The following is a 16,534-nucleotide window of genomic DNA, read 5'->3' on the forward strand; positions in this document are numbered from 1 at the left end:
AATGCAGACTTTGTTTCCGCAGATCAAACCCCACGCCCGGCACGATCTGGCTGTCGATGACACCCATACGCTGTACGTCGATGAAAGCGGCTCGCCGGAGGGTTTACCGGTGGTGTTCATCCACGGTGGCCCCGGTGCCGGCTGTGACGCCCAGAGCCGGCGCTATTTCGATCCGAATCTGTATCGCATTGTCACCTTCGACCAGCGCGGCTGCGGTCGCTCCACCCCGCACGCCAGCCTGGAAAACAACACCACCTGGGATCTGGTCGAAGACCTTGAGCGCATCCGCAAACACCTGGGCATTGAAAAATGGGTGCTGTTCGGCGGCTCCTGGGGTTCGACCCTGGCGCTGGCCTACGCGCAAACCCACCCGGAGCGGGTCCATGGTCTGATTCTGCGCGGGATCTTTCTCTGCCGTCCGCAGGAAATCGAGTGGTTCTATCAGGCCGGCGCCAGCCGTCTGTTCCCCGATTACTGGCAGGACTACATCGCGCCGATCCCGCTGGACGAGCGCGACGACCTGCTCAACGCTTTCCACAAACGCCTGACCGGCAACGATCAGATCGCCCAGATGCATGCGGCGAAGGCGTGGTCGACCTGGGAAGGGCGCACCGCGACCCTGCGCCCGAACCCACTGGTGGTCGATCGTTTCTCCGAGCCGCAGCGCGCGCTGTCGATTGCGCGGATCGAATGCCACTACTTCACCAACAACGCCTTCCTTGAGCCGAACCAGTTGATCCGCGACATGGGCAAGATCGCTCATCTGCCCGGCGTGATCATTCACGGTCGCTACGACGTGATCTGCCCGCTCGACAACGCCTGGGAATTGCACCAGGCCTGGCCCAACAGCGAATTGCAGGTGATCCGCGACGCCGGCCACGCCGCGTCCGAGCCGGGCATCACCGATGCGCTGGTGCGCGCCGCGAGCAAAATGGCCCAGCGCCTGCTCGACCTGCCGCTCGAAGAAGCATGAAGGCGCTGTTGCAACGCGTACGCGGCGCGCGGGTAGAGGTCGCCGGCGAGGTAGTCGGCGCGGTCGATCAGGGTTTGCTGGTGCTGGTGGCGGTAGAACCCGACGACACGCGTACCAGCGCCGACAAACTTCTGCATAAGCTGCTTAACTATCGGGTATTCAGTGACGCCGAGGGCAAGATGAATCTGTCCCTGGCGGATGTGGGTGGCGGGTTGCTGCTGGTCTCTCAGTTCACTCTCGCCGCCGACACCAAAAGCGGCCTGCGTCCGAGCTTTTCCACGGCCGCACCGCCGGCGCTGGGTGAAGAATTGTTCGGCTATTTATTGAGTCAGGCGAAACAGGTGCATGGCACTGTGGCATCAGGTAGATTCGGCGCCGATATGCAGGTGCACCTGGTCAACGATGGCCCGGTAACCTTCCTGTTACAGACCTGACAGTGCCTGAAACATGTTTTTCGGCAATTTCGACTGTTTTTAGGCTGTTTTCGCGATAAATACTTTGTTACCCCTGATGCGTTGTCATCCGGGCTACTAGATAATCGCGCGCTGCGGGGATCGACATTCGTTGATCCGTTTTGACTTAGGTAGAGACTTGTCTGGATCCGATTGGGGAATCATTTTGCCCCGGCGGAGTCGGAACATTGCTCGCCAACCTGGCATAAAGATAGCTGGCCGTTGGTTTATTGATCTGTTTTCGGCGAGGGTTGCTCGTGATTGTTAGTCCCTGTAATGCAGCAAAAATGTCTGCCAAACGCATGCGAAGTGCTCTGGTAGCGGGTTCGGCGCTCCTGTGCCTGCTCAGCGCCGGTCAGCTTTGGGCGTTCAATCTTGACGACGTATCGGCCAAGGCCAAAGAGCTGGCCGGGCAGAAGTTCGAAGCCCCGCGCAGCAACCTGCCGAACGAATTCCGCGAAATGAAGTTCGCGGACTACCAGAAGATCCGCTTCCTCACCGAAAAGGCTGAGTGGGCCGATCAGAAGACGCCGTTCAAGCTCTCCTTCTATCACCAGGGTATGCACTTCGATACACCGGTGAAAATCAACGAAATCACTGCGAACACCGTCTCGGAGATCAAATACGATCCGAGCCGCTTCGATTTCGGCGATCTGAAATTCGATCCGAAAGCCACCGAACAACTGGGCTATGCCGGTTTCCGTGTGCTGTACCCGATCAACAAGGCCGACAAGCAAGACGAGATCATGACCATGCTCGGCGCGAGTTACTTCCGCGTCGTCGGCAAGGGCCATACCTATGGTCTGTCGGCCCGTGGTCTGGCGATCGATACTGCGCTGCCGTCGGGTGAAGAGTTCCCGCGTTTCCGCGAGTTCTGGATTCAGCAGCCCAAGCCGGGCGACAAGCACCTGGTGATCTTCGCTCTGCTCGACTCGCCGCGTGCCACTGGTGCCTACCGTCTGATCCTGCGTCCGGGCAGCGACACCATCGTCGATGTCAAAGCGCAGATGTTCCTGCGTGACAAGGTTGGCAAACTGGGTATCGCGCCGCTGACCAGCATGTTCCTGTTCGGCGCCAACCAGCCGTCGAAAGTGCTCAACTACCGTCGTGAACTGCACGACTCCAGCGGTCTGTCGATTCATGCCGGCAACGGCGAGTGGATCTGGCGCCCACTGAACAACCCGAAACATCTGGCCGTGAGCAACTTCAGCGTCGAGAACCCGCGTGGTTTCGGTCTGCTGCAGCGTGGCCGTGACTTCAGCCACTACGAAGACCTCGACGACCGCTACGACAAGCGCCCAAGCGCCTGGATCGAGCCGAAGGGCGAGTGGGGCAAGGGCACTGTCGATCTGGTAGAGATTCCGACCGCTGACGAAACCAACGACAACATCGTTGCGTTCTGGAGCCCGGAAAAAATGCCGGAGCCAGGCCAGCCGCTGGACTTCGCCTACCGCATGCACTGGACCATGGACGAAGCAGCACTCCACGCGCCGGACAGCGCCTGGGTGGCACAGACCCTGCGTTCGACCGGTGACGTCAAGCAATCGAACCTGATCCGTCAGCCCGATGGCAGCGTGGCCTATCTGGTCGACTTCGAAGGTCCATCGCTGGCGGCACTGACGCCGGATGCCGACGTGCGCAGTCAGGTCAGCGTCGGTGACAACGCCGAACTGGTCGAGAACAGCGTGCGCTACAACCCGGAAACCAAGGGCTGGCGCTTGACCCTGCGGATGAAGATCAAGGATCCGAGCAAAGCGACCGAAATGCGTGCCGCCCTGGTTCAGCCAGTGGTCACAGCAGATCTGGGCAAATCGGTGCCGGCGTCCAATTCGTCGGTCGCCAAGGCTGACAAGGTTGCCGCCAAGCAACAGGAAAAACTCGACAAGGAAGCCAAGGCCGCCGAAGCCAAACAGGCTGAAGCCAAGCCTGCAGCCGACGCCAAGGACAAGGCCAACAAAGACGCCAAGCAGCCAGTCGCTGCCGACGCGGCCCCAGCCACACCGGAATCGGCGCCGACTGAAGAAGTCCTGACCGAGACCTGGAGCTATCAGTTGCCTGCCGATGAGTAATTCACCAGTACAGCCAGAGACTCTGTCCGAGTATCTGGCGCATCTGCCGATGACCGACGAGCAACGCGCGGAACTCGCGGGTTGCCAGTCGTTCAGCGAGCTGCATGAACGCCTGTCGTCCTCGACATTCGACGCCCCTGCCGAAGCCGCCCAGGCTTCGGTGGGCAAGCGTCTGACCCTGAGCACTGCCGAAGAACTGGCTGAAGCGGGAATGCTGGTGCTCGACGCCAGCGGTCGGGTCAGCCTCAAGGCGACCCCGCCGATTCGCCGCACCAAGGTCGTGCCGGAGCCATGGCGCACCAATATCCTGGTGCGTGGCTGGCGCCGTCTGACCGGTCGCACCAATCCGCCGCAGCCGCCGAAGGACGCCAATGTCCTGCCGGCCGCGCGCTGGCGCACGGTCGGTTCGATCCGCCGCTACATTCTGTTGCTGCTGATGCTCGGCCAGACCATCGTTGCCGGCTGGTACATGAAAGGCATCATGCCGTACCAGGGCTGGTCGTTCGTCGATCTGGAAGAAGTCCTGCATCAGCCGCTGTTGCAAACCGCCACGCAAGTGCTGCCGTACGCGCTGCAAACCAGCATCCTGATTCTGTTCGGGATTCTGTTCTGCTGGGTCTCGGCGGGTTTCTGGACCGCGCTGATGGGCTTCCTCGAGTTGCTAACCGGCCACGATAAATACCGTATCTCCGGGAAAAGCGCTGGTAACGAGCCGATTCCCAAAGATGCGCGTACTGCGCTGGTAATGCCGATCTGCAACGAAGACGTGCCGCGCGTATTCGCCGGTCTGCGTGCGACGTTCGAATCGGTAGCGGCCACCGGTGATCTGGATCGCTTCGACTTTTTCGTCCTCAGCGACAGTAACGACACCGATATCTGCGTCGCCGAGCAACAGGCCTGGCTGGATGTCTGCCGCGAGGCCAAGGGCTTCGGCAAGATCTTCTATCGCCGTCGCCGCCGTCGTGTGAAGCGCAAGAGCGGCAACCTCGACGACTTCTGCCGTCGTTGGGGCGGTGACTACAAGTACATGGTCGTGCTCGACGCCGACTCGGTGATGAGCGGCGAGTGCCTGACCAGTCTGGTGCGCCTGATGGAAGCCACGCCGGACGCCGGGATCATCCAGACCGCGCCACGTGCGTCGGGCATGGACACCCTGTATGCGCGGATGCAGCAGTTTGCGACCCGCGTGTACGGCCCTCTGTTTACCGCCGGTCTGCACTTCTGGCAGTTGGGTGAATCCCACTACTGGGGTCACAACGCGATCATCCGCATGAAGCCGTTCATCGACCACTGCGCCCTGGCGCCGTTGCCGGGCAAGGGCGCGTTCTCCGGTGCGATCCTGTCCCACGACTTCGTCGAAGCTGCGCTGATGCGCCGTGCCGGTTGGGGCGTGTGGATTGCCTACGACCTGCCGGGCAGTTACGAAGAGCTGCCGCCGAACCTGCTCGATGAGCTCAAGCGTGATCGCCGCTGGTGCCACGGCAACCTGATGAACTTCCGCCTGTTCCTGGTCAAGGGCATGCACCCGGTGCACCGCGCGGTGTTCCTCACCGGCGTGATGTCCTACCTGTCGGCGCCGTTGTGGTTCTTCTTCCTGGTGTTGTCGACCGCGTTGCTGGCGGTGAACACGCTGATGGAGCCGCAGTACTTCCTCGAACCGCGCCAGCTCTATCCGCTGTGGCCACAATGGCACCCGGACAAGGCCATCGCGCTGTTCTCGACGACCATCGTGCTGCTGTTCCTGCCGAAGCTGTTGAGCATCATCCTGATCTGGGCCAAGGGCGCGAAAGAGTTCGGCGGCAAGTTCAAGGTGACCCTGTCGATGCTGCTGGAGATGCTGTTCTCCATGCTGCTGGCGCCGGTGCGGATGATTTTCCACACCCGCTTCGTCCTCGCCGCGTTCCTCGGCTGGGCCGCGACCTGGAACTCGCCGCAGCGTGACGACGACTCGACGCCGTGGAGCGAAGCGGTCAAGCGCCACGGTCCGCAGACGTTGCTGGGCTTCTTGTGGGCGCTGCTGGTGATCTGGCTGAACCCGAGCTTCCTCTGGTGGCTGGTGCCGATCGTCGGTTCGCTGATGCTGTCGATCCCGGTATCGGTGATCTCCAGCCGTGTCGGCCTTGGTCTGAAGACCCGTGACGAGAGCCTGTTCCTCATCCCCGAGGAATACAATCCGCCACAGGCCTTGCTGGCCACCGATCAGTACACCCACGAAAACCGCTATCACGCCCTCAACGACGGCTTCGTCCGCGCCGTGGTCGATCCTCAGCAGAACGCCCTGGCGTGCTCGCTGGCGACCTCGCGTCACGGCCAGGCCGAGCCGATCGAGTGGCTGCGTCAGGAACGTGTGCGACACGCGATCAAGGTCGGCCCGGCCGGGCTGAACAACCATGATCGCCTGCAACTGCTCAGCGACCCTGTCGCACTGGCACGCCTGCACGAGCAGGTCTGGGCCGAAGGTCACGCTGAGTGGCTGGACGCCTGGCGCGCTTCGGTGAAAGCCGATCCGCATGCGCCGTTGCTGCCGCTGCGACCGGTGAGCCTGCAGGCTCAGCCGGCCTGATGAAGAAAACCCCGCTGAATCAGCGGGGTTTTTTTATGTCCGCTGTTGAGCTGCGAGCAAACACCGATCAAACCTAAAACCAGTGCAAAGCATCCGTCGCCGAATTGGCGCGCCCGTTACCTACGACGCGCATACCGCGCCGCTGCCTTCGCGAGCAGGCTCGCTCCCACAGGGAAACGCATTCCAAGGTGGCAGCGAGCCTGCTCGCGAATGGCATCACCTCGGTTACAGGCGAACCGGGGTTGTGCATCAACTCAGACTTTGAAACGGCCTACCAGCATCTGCAGATGCGTGCCCAGTCGCGCCAATTCAACGCTGGATGCGGCAGTCTCCTCGCTCGCCGCCGAGGTCTGATCGGACACATCGCGCACGTTCAGCACGCTGCGGTTGATCTCTTCGGCCACGGCGCTCTGCTGCTCGGCAGCGGCGGCGATCTGCTGGTTCATCGCCTGAATCGCCGAGACGGTGCGAGTGATGCTCTCCAGTGAGCCGCCGGCGCGACGGGTCAGTTCGACGCTGCTGTCGGTGAGGCTGCGGCTGTTGTCCATGATCGTCGCCACTTGCTGAGTGCCGTTTTGCAGGCCGACGATCAGCTCTTCGATCTCTTCGGTGGACTTCTGGGTGCGTTGGGCGAGGCTTCGCACTTCGTCGGCAACCACGGCGAAACCACGCCCGGCTTCCCCGGCACGGGCCGCTTCGATGGCAGCGTTGAGGGCCAACAGGTTGGTTTGTTGGGCGACAGACTTGATCACGTCGAGGACGCTGCCGATCTTGTCGCTTTCACGCTTGAGCTCGCCCATGGCTTCAGTGGAGTGACCCACCTCGATTGCCAGACGCTCGATCTGGGCGATGGCTTCGCCGACGACCTTGTCACCTTCGCGGGCCTGTTGATCAGCGGCGACAGCGGCCTCGGAAGCTTCTTCAGCGTTGCGTGCGACTTCCTGCACGGTGGCGGCCATTTCGTTCATGGCGGTGGCGACCTGATCGGTCTCGACCTTCTGATTATTGACCCCGGCGCTGGTCTGCTCAGTCACCGCGGATAGCTCTTCAGCGGCGCTGGCGATCTGCGTGACGCCGTCGCTGATACCGCCGATCAACTCGCGAAGGCCCTGGGTCATGCTTTGCATCGAGCGCTGCAATTGTCCGAGTTCGTCGCGACGCAGGGAAACCAGGTTGTGGGTCAGGTCGCCGGCGGCCACGCGCTCGGCGACTTTCAGGGTCTGGGTCAGCGGAATGATGATTTGTCGGGTGATCGCCCAAGCGGCAATCAGACCGAAGGCCAGTGCCAGCGCAGTGGCGACCAGCAGCATGTTCTTGGCATGGGCAGCATCGGTGTCGCGCACCACGGTTTGCGACTCAGTGAGCTTCTTGCTGGCCGCGATCAGGATGTCGCCCTGAGCCGACATGTTGACCAGCGCGGCGGCGTTCTTGACCTGCGAATCCCGGAACTGAGCGACGGCGGCGCGATAGGCCTTGAGCGAGTCGGTGGCCTGCTGCAGGTTGGCGATGTGCTGCTCTGGCACTCGGGTCGGCAGGCTTTCGAGGTTTTTCAGGGCGTTGTCGATGGCGCTCAGCGCCGGTTGCTCGGCATCGGCCTTGCCGCTGTAGGTGTAGCCGCGCACCTGATAGCGCGCCTGCTGCAGCAGTTTGCTCAGCTCGATGACAGCGTTGTACTGCGCAACGCTGTCGCCTTGCAGCAGCGCACTTTCGACTTCGCCGACCTTGGCCACAGCATTGTCAGCGTTGGCGCCAAGCTTGCTGCGCGCATCTTCACGGTGCACGGTGGCCTGGGTCATTTCGCCGAAGGCGCGTTTGTATTCGGCGACCGCAGCAAGCTGTTGATCGACCATCGCCACATCGGATGGCTGCTCGATCATGCCGCGTGCCGATTGCAGACCGCTTTCGAGTTTGCTGAGCAATTCATTGACCGCGCCCGGACCCTGTTCACCACGACGCATGTCGTAGTCCATGCGCGCCAGGCGCAGGTCTTTGGTTAGCTCATTGAGGCTGGAAATGAAGCCGAGCTTGTCGCCACGGCTGATGATGCCGCTCATGCCGGTCCAGCCGGTGAAAGTGATCAACAGCGTCAGCAACAGCACCAGGCCGAAACCGATGCCCAGCTTGCGTTTGACGCTGACGTTTCCAAGACTCTCGGCTAACCAACGGTACATGCGACCACTCCCTTCGGACCACTTGATTGGACTTATAGGGGCTGTATCGGCTGGGTGATGGCAATCTGTAACGCCTTTTGTCCGACGCGGTTGCGTCAGAACAGGCGTGCAAGCAGGGCGGTGACGGCGGTTTCGACGCGCAGGATGCGCTCGCCCAGTTGCACCGGTTGCAGGCCGGATTTGGCCAGCAGATCGATTTCGTAGGGAATCCAGCCACCCTCGGGGCCAATGGCCAGGGTCACCGGTTCGTTCAGGGCGCGCGGGCAGGGCGGGAAGTGGCCGGGGTGGCCGACCAGGCCGAGGGTGCCCTCGGCGATCGCCGGCAAGCGATCTTCAACAAAAGGCTTGAAGCGCTTTTCGATGACGATCTCTGGCAACACCGTATCGCGAGCCTGTTCGAGCCCGAGGATCAACTGCTCACGAATCGCTTCCGGCTCCAGAAATGGCGTCTGCCAGAAGCTTTTTTCGACGCGATAGCTGTTGACCAGAATCACCTTGGCCACGCCCATCGTCGCGACGGTCTGGAACACGCGGCGGAGCATTTTCGGCCGAGGCAGGGCCAGCACCAGGGTCAGCGGCAGCTTGGCCGGCGGTGGCTGATCGAGGCTGACGCGCAGCTCCGCTTCGCCCGCTTCGAGGCGCAGCAACTCGGCCGAACCCATCAACCCGTTGATGCGCCCGACGCGCAGGCTGTCGCCCACTTCCGAGCGATGCACTTCCTGCATGTGGGTCAGGCGCCGGTCGCGCAGGATCACGCGGTCGGCCGCAATGAAGTCGGCCTCTTCGAGCAGCAGCAGGTTCATGCCTGGGTCGCTGGCGGCTGGTCGTTGTGGTCGTCGGCCGGCGTTTCGTCCGGGCGTTCGCGCTTGCTGACCAGCGCGCCGAAGAGGATGCCGATCTCAAACAGCATCCACATCGGCACAGCCAGCAGGGTCTGCGAGAAGATGTCCGGCGGGGTCAGGATCATGCCGACCACGAAGCAGCCGATGATCACGTACGGGCGGATCTTCTTCAGGTATTTGACGTCGACCACGCCGATCCACACCAGCAGGACTACGGCCACCGGAATCTCGAACGCCACGCCGAAGGCGAAGAACAGCGTCATGACGAAATCGAGGTAGCTGGCGATGTCGGTCATCATTTCCACGCCGGCCGGGGTGGCAGCGGCGAAAAACTTGAAGATCAGCGGAAATACGAAGTAATAGGCGAACGCCATGCCGATGTAGAAGAGCAGGATGCTGGAGATCAGCAGCGGCACCGCGACGCGTTTTTCATGCTTGTACAGGCCTGGCGCAATAAAGCCCCAGATCTGATGCAGGATCACCGGAATCGCAAGGAACAGCGAAACCATCATCGTCAGTTTCAGCGGCGTCAGGAACGGCGACGACACGTCGGTGGCGATCATCGTCGCGCCGACCGGCAGGTACTGGCGCAGCGGCGTCGAGACGAAGGTGTAGATCTGCTGGGTAAACGCAAACAGCCCGGCAAAGATAATGAAGATCGCCGCCACGCAACGCAGCAGGCGGGTGCGCAACTCGGTGAGGTGCGAAACCAGCGGCATGTGCTGGTCGTTTTCGGGGAGATCGCTCATGGGGCTCGCGGCGGCAGTGTAGGGTCTTGAGGCGCTGGTGTAGTCGGCGCGGCGGAGGGCGCTACGTGTTCAACCGATGTATCTGTGGTAACCGGCGCCGGTCCTGGCGGTGTTACAACAGGTGCAGGTGCAGTGGGAGCGGCAGCGCTGTGAATCGTCTGCTCGCCCACAGGCTCGACCGGCGACGGCTCCTGCTGGTTCGGATTGAAGATCTTCCGCGCCTCTTGCTCCAGCGACAGAATATGTTCGTTGTGCAGTTGCCGACGGATCTCGTCGGCACCGATTTCACGTTCAACTTCCTGTTTGATCGCATTGAAGCTGCGCTTCAGGCGGCCGACCCACAGACCGGCGGTGCGCGCCGCGCCCGGCAGACGCTCGGGGCCGAGCACCAGCAGGGCGACGAGGCCGACGAGCAGCAGTTCAGAGAAGCTGATACCAAACATTAGTCAGTGCTCACACGTCTTTGCGGATCGGCTCTTCGACTTTCTGCGCCTGCACGTCGATGGTGTGCGGCGGGTTGGCCTGAGCGGTGGTTTGCGGCTGCACCGGTGGCACTGGCTGGGCCGGCGGGGTCACGTTCGGTTCGGCCGGTTTTTCGTCGTCGTTCATGGCTTTGCGAAAGCCCTTGATCGATTCGCCAACGTCGGTGCCGAGGTTTTTCAGTTTCTTGGTACCGAATACCAGCACCACGACAATCAGAATGACGACCCAGTGTTTCCAGTCAAAAATGCCCATGTGGCGATTCCTCTCTAAAAGTTGTTCAGGCGGACGGACGCGAGGCTTTCTCGACGTGTCCGGACAGGCCGAAGCGACGGTCCAGTTCATCCAGCACGGCCTGCGGATGCTGCCCCAGTTGGGCGAGCATGACCATGCTGTGGAACCACAGATCGGCGGTCTCGTAGATCACATCACTGCAATCGCCGCTGATGGCGGCATCCTTGGCGGCAATAATGGTTTCGACCGACTCTTCGCCGACTTTCTCCAGAATCTTGTTCAGCCCCTTGTGATACAGGCTGGCGACATACGAGCTGTCGGCGGCTGCGCCTTTGCGCTCTTCAAGTACCTGAGCGAGGCGGGTCAGGGTGTCACTCATGTGTGTGTCCTGCGGAATAGATAGCGTGCGGGTCTTTCAGTACCGGGTCGACCGTTTTCCAGTCGCCGTTTTCGAAGACCCGGTAAAAGCAGCTTTGACGGCCGGTGTGGCAGGCGATGTCGCCGATCTGTTCAACCATCAGGATGATCACGTCGGCGTCACAGTCCAGGCGCATTTCATGCAGGGTCTGCACATGGCCGGACTCTTCGCCCTTGCGCCACAGCTTGCCACGGGAACGTGACCAGTAGATTGCACGATTCTCCGCAGCGGTCAGTTCCAGCGCTTCGCGGTTCATCCAGGCCATCATCAATACGCGCCCGGTCTTGTGATCCTGGGCAATCGCCGGCACCAGGCCGTCAGCATCCCACTTGATCTCGTCCAGCCAGTTTTCCATCTTCAATTCCTGAAAAGCAGCTTCGAGTTTCAAGCTTCAAGCTGCAAGTAAAAGCAGGTTGCGGTGTTCCGGTGTCGTCAAGCTTGCAGCGGGCAGCTTATAACTTGCAGCTGATTCGTGCTATCGGCGAACGACCAGATACAAACCGACTGCGATCATAATTCCGGCGGGCCAATGCGCCCACTCGGTCAGCGGACCACCCGCAGCGAGGATCGCGCCGCCGGCCAGATGCGCGCAGCCGAGCAGGCGCAGGAACCAGTCGTCCTTGCGTTTGCTCCACGGCGGCGGTGGGTCTTTGGCGTGGGGTTGCGACATGCGTTCGAGCAGATCGCGGGCCATGTTCGACAGGTGCGGAATCTGCTCCAGCTGGCTCTGCACGTTGCCCAGCAAAGCTTTCGGGCTGACGCGTTCGCGCATCCAGCGCTCGAGAAACGGCTGCGCGGTGTTCCACAGATCCAGATCCGGGTACAGCTGACGCCCGAGGCCTTCGATGTTCAGCAAGGTTTTCTGCAACAGCACCAGTTGCGGCTGCACTTCCATGTTGAAACGGCGAGCGGTCTGGAACAGGCGCATCAGCACCTGGCCAAATGAAATATCTTTTAACGGTTTTTCGAAGATCGGTTCGCACACCGTACGGATCGCCGCTTCGAATTCGTTGAGTTTGGTTTCCGCCGGCACCCAGCCCGAATCGATGTGCAACTGCGCCACACGGCGGTAGTCACGCTTGAAGAAGGCGAACAGGTTGCGCGCCAGATAATCCTGGTCTTCCGGGGTCAGGCTGCCGACGATGCCGCAGTCGATCGCGATGTATTGCGGGCTCCACGGATTGACCGTGCTGACGAAAATGTTGCCCGGGTGCATGTCGGCGTGGAAGAAGCTGTCGCGGAACACTTGCGTGAAGAAAATCTCCACGCCGCGCTCGGCGAGCATCTTCATGTCGGTGCGCTGGTCGGCGAGGGTCGCCAGATCGGTGACCTGGATGCCGTAGATGCGCTCCATCACCAGCACTTTCGGCCGGCACCAGTCCCAATAGACTTGCGGTACATAAAGCAGCTGCGAGCCTTCGAAGTTGCGGCGCAACTGGCTGGCGTTGGCCGCCTCGCGCAACAGATCGAGTTCGTCGTAAATAGTCTTTTCGTAATCCTGCACCACATCGACAGGGTGCAGCAGGCGCGCGTCAGCGGAGAATTTTTCCGCCGCGCGGGCGAGGATGAACAGCCATGCCAGATCCTGCGCGATGATCGGTTTCAGGCCCGGGCGAATGACCTTGACCACGACTTCTTCGCCGCTTTTGAGCTGCGCCGCGTGCACCTGCGCCACCGAGGCCGAGGCCAGCGGGGCAACGTCGAAACGGCTGAACACTTCGCTGATTTTCTTGCCCAGCTGTTCTTCGATCAGCTTGATCGACACTTGCGAATCGAACGGCGGCACGCGGTCCTGCAGCAGCATCAGCTCATCGGCGATGTCTTCCGGCAACAGGTCGCGGCGGGTCGAAAGAATCTGCCCGAACTTGATGAAAATCGGCCCCAGATCCTGCAACGCCAGACGCAAGCGCGCACCACGGTTGAGTTCCAGCGGCTTGCGCGGCAGCCAGCGCCACGGCAGCAAAAAGCGCACGGCCAGAAGGAACCAGGGCAGTGGCAGATCGAACAGCAGGTCATCGAGGCGGTAGCGGATCACGACGCGCTGGATGCGCAACAGACGGCGGACGGCAAGCAGCTTCATGCGTTATCGCTTGGGTCGAGGGATCGGGAAAGGCGCTCGAAACGCGCCTCGAGTCGTTCCAGATCAAGTTTGATCCGGTCCAGTTCGCTGAATCGCGCTTCGGCTTCGCGCTGCCCGACAAGGGTGCGCGATTCTTCGGCGAGGTATTCGGCAAGATTCTGGTTGAGGCTGGCAAATCCTTGTTGATACCAGCGTGCGCGGCTGCGCAGATGGCCACCGAGCAATTGCGTGGCGACCGGACCGAGCCAGCGCGAGAGTTCGTACTCCCAGTCCAGCTCAAGATCCTGCAGTACGCCGGCCAGCTCCAGCAACACGCCGCTGTCGCCATCGAGCTCGACTTCCGGGGCGTGCAGCACGGCGGTCTTGTCCTTGCTCAGGGCCAGTTTCAGCAGGCTTGAGGCCGGTGCACGCAACGTGCAATCGACGTCCGCTGCCCACTGCGAAGCCAGCATCAGGCCTTCGTCACTGGGCAGTATGAACAGTTGCAGCGCCGGGCTGCGGCAGTCGACGGCAATCACCTTGCCGGTCAGATGCGCCAGGCGCGGCAGCGCCGTGCTGTCGAGACGCAGCACCCGGTTGAGGCCGAGTTCGACGCTGGCGAGCAGCCCGGTGAGCAACATCAGGGTTTGATGCCGCGGTGCAGGGCGACGATGCCTGCGGTCATGTTGTGATAGGTCACGCGGTCGAAACCGGCCTCGACCATCATCGACTTCAGGGTTTCCTGATTCGGGTGCATGCGGATCGATTCGGCCAGGTAACGATAGCTTTCCGAATCGTTGGTGATCAGCTTGCCCATCAGCGGCATGAAGGCGAACGAGTAGGCGTCATAGGCTTTCGACATCAGTGCGTTGGTCGGCTTGGAAAATTCCAGCACCAGCAGACGACCGCCAGGCTTGAGCACGCGCAGCATCGAACGCAACGCGTCCTCTTTGTGCGTCACGTTGCGCAGGCCGAAGGCGATGGTCACGCAGTCGAAATGGTTGTCCGGGAACGGCAGTTTTTCCGCGTCGGCCTGGACGAATTCGACGTTGCCGGCAACGCCCAGATCGAGCAGACGATCACGGCCGACCTTGAGCATCGACTCGTTGATGTCGGCCAGCACGACCTGGCCGGTCGGGCCGACGAGGTTCGAGAACTTGCGGGTCAGGTCGCCGGTGCCACCAGCGATGTCGAGCACGCGGTTGCCACTGCGCACGCCGGAAAGCTCGATCGCGAATCGCTTCCACAGACGGTGCATGCCCCCCGACAGAAGGTCGTTCATCAGGTCGTATTTAGCGGCTACGGAATGGAAAACCTCAGCGACTTTTTCCGCTTTCTGGCTTTCCGGAACGTTTTTGAAGCCGAAGTGAGTGGTGGGTTCGGCATCGCTGCCTTTGCGCTGATCAGTCATATCGCTGTCACCAAAAGAGATTGCGCGACATTCTAATCCCCAAGCCATGCTTTGTCTTGGAATGGCTAAAGGTAAGATGGGCAACCTTCGGGACGATTTGCCGCAGATGCGGTCAAGATTCAACGTCAGCCATTCAATCATCAGGAGTCATTCCATGGCCAAAATCAGTGTTGAGCGCGCCCACACTCTGGGCAAGGACGCCGCCCGCGAAAAGGCCGACAAACTGGCCAAAAAGCTCAATGAACAATACGGCCTGGAGCCGCAATGGTCGGGCGACACCCTGAACCTCAAACGCTCGGGCGTGAAAGGTGAAGTGCATGTGGCGGACGATTCGATCAGGGTCGACGTCGAACTGGGCCTGATGATGTCGGCCATGAGCGGCATGATCAAAGCCGAGATCGAGAAAGCCCTCGACAAAGCCCTGGCCTGATTTCCAGGTTGAAATCCAATCCCCTGTGGGAGCGAGCAGGCTCGCTCCCACATTTGTTTAGAGTTGCTCCCGCTGGTTAGGGTGCCCTTTCTAATTTTTCTCCCTACTTTGTGCCTGAGCCCGACACTCGTCCGGCAGTTCCTCAAACCTTCTGCGCGTGAGGTGCACCATGGCCAAAGTCATTTTGAAGAAAAAAATCGACGCTCCGACTTCCACTCTGAGCGACGTAAAATCCTATGCCCGCAAGATCTGGCTGGCAGGCCTGGGCGCCTACACCAAGGTCGGCCAGGAGGGCAGCGAGTACTTTCAAGAACTCGTCGCCGCCGGTCAAACCGTTGAAAAGAAAGGCAAAAAAGCCGTCAGCGAAAAACTCCTCGCGGCCAACGCCGAGATCGATGACGCGGCCACTCAGGTCAGCTCGTTCAAGGGTCGCGTTGAGGTTCAGCTCGACAAGGTCGAGAAGGCCTTCGACAACCGTGTGGCCAGCGCCTTGAATCGGATCGGCATTCCGTCTAAACATGACGTTGAGGCACTCTCTGCTAAGCTCGATGAGCTGACGGCATTGCTCGAACGCGTCGCGCGAAAATCTTAAGGAGAACGGGATGGCTGGCAAAAAGAACACCGATAAAGAAAGCAGCTCGTGGGTCGGGAAGGTCGAGTCCTACTCCCGCAAAATCTGGCTGGCTGGTTTAGGCGTGTACTCGAAGATCGACACTGACGGCAGCAAACTCTTCGATGCATTGGTCAAAGACGGCGAGAAAGCCGAGAAGCTCACCAAGACTGCCGTCGGCAAGAAAGTCGAGGACTCGACCTCCTCGGCCAAGTCGCGCATCAGCGGCGTGAAAGACCGCGCCATGGGCAAGTGGGACGAGCTGGAAGGCGCGTTCGACAAGCGCCTGAACAGCGCGATTTCGCGCCTGGGTGTGCCGAGCCGCAATGAGGTCAAGGCGCTCAACGCCAAGGTCGACACGCTGACCAAGCAGATCGAAAAACTCACCGGTCTGAAAGCTCAGCCTGTGGCGGCAAAAACCGCTGCGGCGAAACCTGCCACTAAAACTGCAGCGGCCAAATCTGCGGCGAAAACCGCAGCCAAGCCACTGACCAAAGCAGCGGCGAAACCTGCTGCAAAAGCTGCGGCCAAAACGGCAGCCGCCAAGCCTGCGGCCAAAGCGGCAGCCAAACCGGTTGCCGCCAAGGCCGCTGCCAAACCGGCAACCAAAGCAGCAGCAAAACCTGCGACTAAAACTGCAGCGAAACCAGCGGCCAAACCAGCAGCGAAGACCGCTGCCGCCAAACCCGCTGCGAAGCCTGCGGCCAAACCGGCTGCGGCGAAAAAGCCAGCAGTGAAAAAACCGGCCGCGCCGAAAGCCGCTGCGCCGAAACCGGCCGCCGCACCATCGACTGCTCCAACAGCTCCGGCCAACGCGGCAAACTCCGCTGCGGCACCTACGGCAGCCGCTACTCCGACTGCAGCATCGACACCGTCGACGCCATCCAGTCAGTCCTGATTTCAGGGCAAATCAAAAACGCCCGGCCTGTGAAGGTCGGGCGTTTTTGTTTGTGCATTCCAAGCGGCCCCTCACCCCAGCCCTCTCCCCAAGGAGAGGGAGCCGACCGAGGTGTCCTGCGTCATACGTCGACCTGAACAAATCGAGTCGATTATCGATTCAAAGAAGCTCGCTC

General features: G+C 61.0%; 17 protein-coding genes and 1 pseudogene. 7 read left to right on the plus strand and 11 right to left on the minus strand.

The features are described 5' to 3' along the window. Position 1: 1 nt before the first annotated feature. The 4 genes from pip (at position 2) to mdoH (ending at position 6,057) form a co-directional block, all read left to right on the plus strand. Positions 2-973: a prolyl aminopeptidase gene (gene pip / locus F8N49_RS15725; protein WP_073471584.1), complete on the plus strand. Its 972-nt coding sequence runs from the start codon at positions 2-4 to the stop codon at positions 971-973. Beyond that, positions 970-1,407 carry a D-aminoacyl-tRNA deacylase gene (dtd, locus tag F8N49_RS15730; RefSeq protein ID WP_122508485.1) on the plus strand — a complete coding sequence of 146 codons (438 nt, stop codon included), beginning with the start codon at positions 970-972 and terminating at the stop codon, positions 1,405-1,407. Before pip ends, dtd begins: the two co-directional genes overlap by 4 nt. Positions 1,408-1,712: 305 nt before the next feature. After that, a complete protein-coding gene (locus tag F8N49_RS15735; protein WP_160768503.1) occupies positions 1,713-3,494 on the plus strand; it encodes a glucan biosynthesis protein G in 1,782 nt (593 codons plus the stop codon). Then, complete coding sequence (mdoH, locus tag F8N49_RS15740; protein ID WP_151551874.1) at positions 3,487-6,057, plus strand: glucans biosynthesis glucosyltransferase MdoH; 2,571 nt, start codon at positions 3,487-3,489, stop codon at positions 6,055-6,057. The genes F8N49_RS15735 and mdoH overlap by 8 nt, the downstream gene beginning before the upstream one ends. A 254-nt stretch (positions 6,058-6,311) precedes the next feature. On the opposite strand, the gene F8N49_RS28615 is transcribed toward mdoH, so the two are convergent. From F8N49_RS28615 to ubiE, 11 genes and pseudogenes are all read right to left on the minus strand, one after another. After that, positions 6,312-7,184, minus strand: a complete 873-nt coding sequence (locus tag F8N49_RS28615; RefSeq protein ID WP_370695128.1) for a methyl-accepting chemotaxis protein — start codon at positions 7,182-7,184, stop codon at positions 6,312-6,314. Continuing rightward, a pseudogene (locus tag F8N49_RS28620) lies at positions 7,167-8,228 on the minus strand (methyl-accepting chemotaxis protein); the annotation flags it as partial. The pseudogene F8N49_RS28620 and the gene F8N49_RS28615, both read right to left, overlap by 18 nt. A gap of 95 nt (positions 8,229-8,323) precedes the next feature. Then, positions 8,324-9,031 carry a 16S rRNA (uracil(1498)-N(3))-methyltransferase gene (locus tag F8N49_RS15750; protein ID WP_151551876.1) on the minus strand — a complete coding sequence of 236 codons (708 nt, stop codon included), beginning with the start codon at positions 9,029-9,031 and terminating at the stop codon, positions 8,324-8,326. Continuing rightward, positions 9,028-9,819, minus strand: coding sequence for a twin-arginine translocase subunit TatC (gene tatC / locus F8N49_RS15755; protein WP_016772075.1), 792 nt, complete (start codon positions 9,817-9,819; stop codon positions 9,028-9,030). The genes F8N49_RS15750 and tatC overlap by 4 nt, the downstream gene beginning before the upstream one ends. Next, a complete protein-coding gene (tatB, locus tag F8N49_RS15760) occupies positions 9,816-10,262 on the minus strand; it encodes a Sec-independent protein translocase protein TatB (protein ID WP_016772074.1) in 447 nt (148 codons plus the stop codon). The genes tatC and tatB overlap by 4 nt, the downstream gene beginning before the upstream one ends. Before the next feature lie 10 nt (positions 10,263-10,272). Next, entirely contained in the window at positions 10,273-10,554 is a 282-nt protein-coding gene (locus F8N49_RS15765; protein WP_073471591.1) for a twin-arginine translocase TatA/TatE family subunit, read from the minus strand. Between the two features lie 25 nt (positions 10,555-10,579). Beyond that, positions 10,580-10,912 (minus strand): phosphoribosyl-ATP diphosphatase, encoded by a 333-nt coding sequence (locus tag F8N49_RS15770; RefSeq protein WP_003220849.1) that lies wholly within the window; start codon positions 10,910-10,912, stop codon positions 10,580-10,582. Further along, positions 10,905-11,306, minus strand: a complete 402-nt coding sequence (hisI, locus tag F8N49_RS15775; protein ID WP_110644830.1) for a phosphoribosyl-AMP cyclohydrolase — start codon at positions 11,304-11,306, stop codon at positions 10,905-10,907. Before hisI ends, F8N49_RS15770 begins: the two co-directional genes overlap by 8 nt. A gap of 120 nt (positions 11,307-11,426) precedes the next feature. Then, positions 11,427-13,031, minus strand: coding sequence for a ubiquinone biosynthesis regulatory protein kinase UbiB (gene ubiB, locus F8N49_RS15780; RefSeq protein WP_151551877.1), 1,605 nt, complete (start codon positions 13,029-13,031; stop codon positions 11,427-11,429). Continuing rightward, positions 13,028-13,651 (minus strand): SCP2 domain-containing protein, encoded by a 624-nt coding sequence (locus tag F8N49_RS15785; protein ID WP_151551878.1) that lies wholly within the window; start codon positions 13,649-13,651, stop codon positions 13,028-13,030. The genes ubiB and F8N49_RS15785 overlap by 4 nt, the downstream gene beginning before the upstream one ends. After that, positions 13,651-14,421, minus strand: a complete 771-nt coding sequence (ubiE, locus tag F8N49_RS15790; protein WP_016772069.1) for a bifunctional demethylmenaquinone methyltransferase/2-methoxy-6-polyprenyl-1,4-benzoquinol methylase UbiE — start codon at positions 14,419-14,421, stop codon at positions 13,651-13,653. Before ubiE ends, F8N49_RS15785 begins: the two co-directional genes overlap by 1 nt. Positions 14,422-14,575: 154 nt before the next feature. On the opposite strand from ubiE, the gene F8N49_RS15795 reads away from it, so the two are divergent. The 3 genes from F8N49_RS15795 (at position 14,576) to F8N49_RS15805 (ending at position 16,359) form a co-directional block, all read left to right on the plus strand. Beyond that, a complete protein-coding gene (locus F8N49_RS15795; RefSeq protein WP_016772068.1) occupies positions 14,576-14,851 on the plus strand; it encodes a polyhydroxyalkanoic acid system family protein in 276 nt (91 codons plus the stop codon). Positions 14,852-15,020: 169 nt separating this feature from the next. After that, complete coding sequence (locus F8N49_RS15800; RefSeq protein ID WP_016772067.1) at positions 15,021-15,443, plus strand: phasin family protein; 423 nt, start codon at positions 15,021-15,023, stop codon at positions 15,441-15,443. Positions 15,444-15,453: 10 nt separating this feature from the next. Next, entirely contained in the window at positions 15,454-16,359 is a 906-nt protein-coding gene (locus tag F8N49_RS15805) for a phasin family protein (protein ID WP_151551879.1), read from the plus strand. Positions 16,360-16,534: the final 175 nt, after the last annotated feature.

It is taken from the genome of Pseudomonas sp. GXM4 (assembly GCF_008923895.1).
Taxonomy (GTDB): Bacteria; Pseudomonadota; Gammaproteobacteria; order Pseudomonadales; family Pseudomonadaceae; genus Aquipseudomonas; species Aquipseudomonas atacamensis.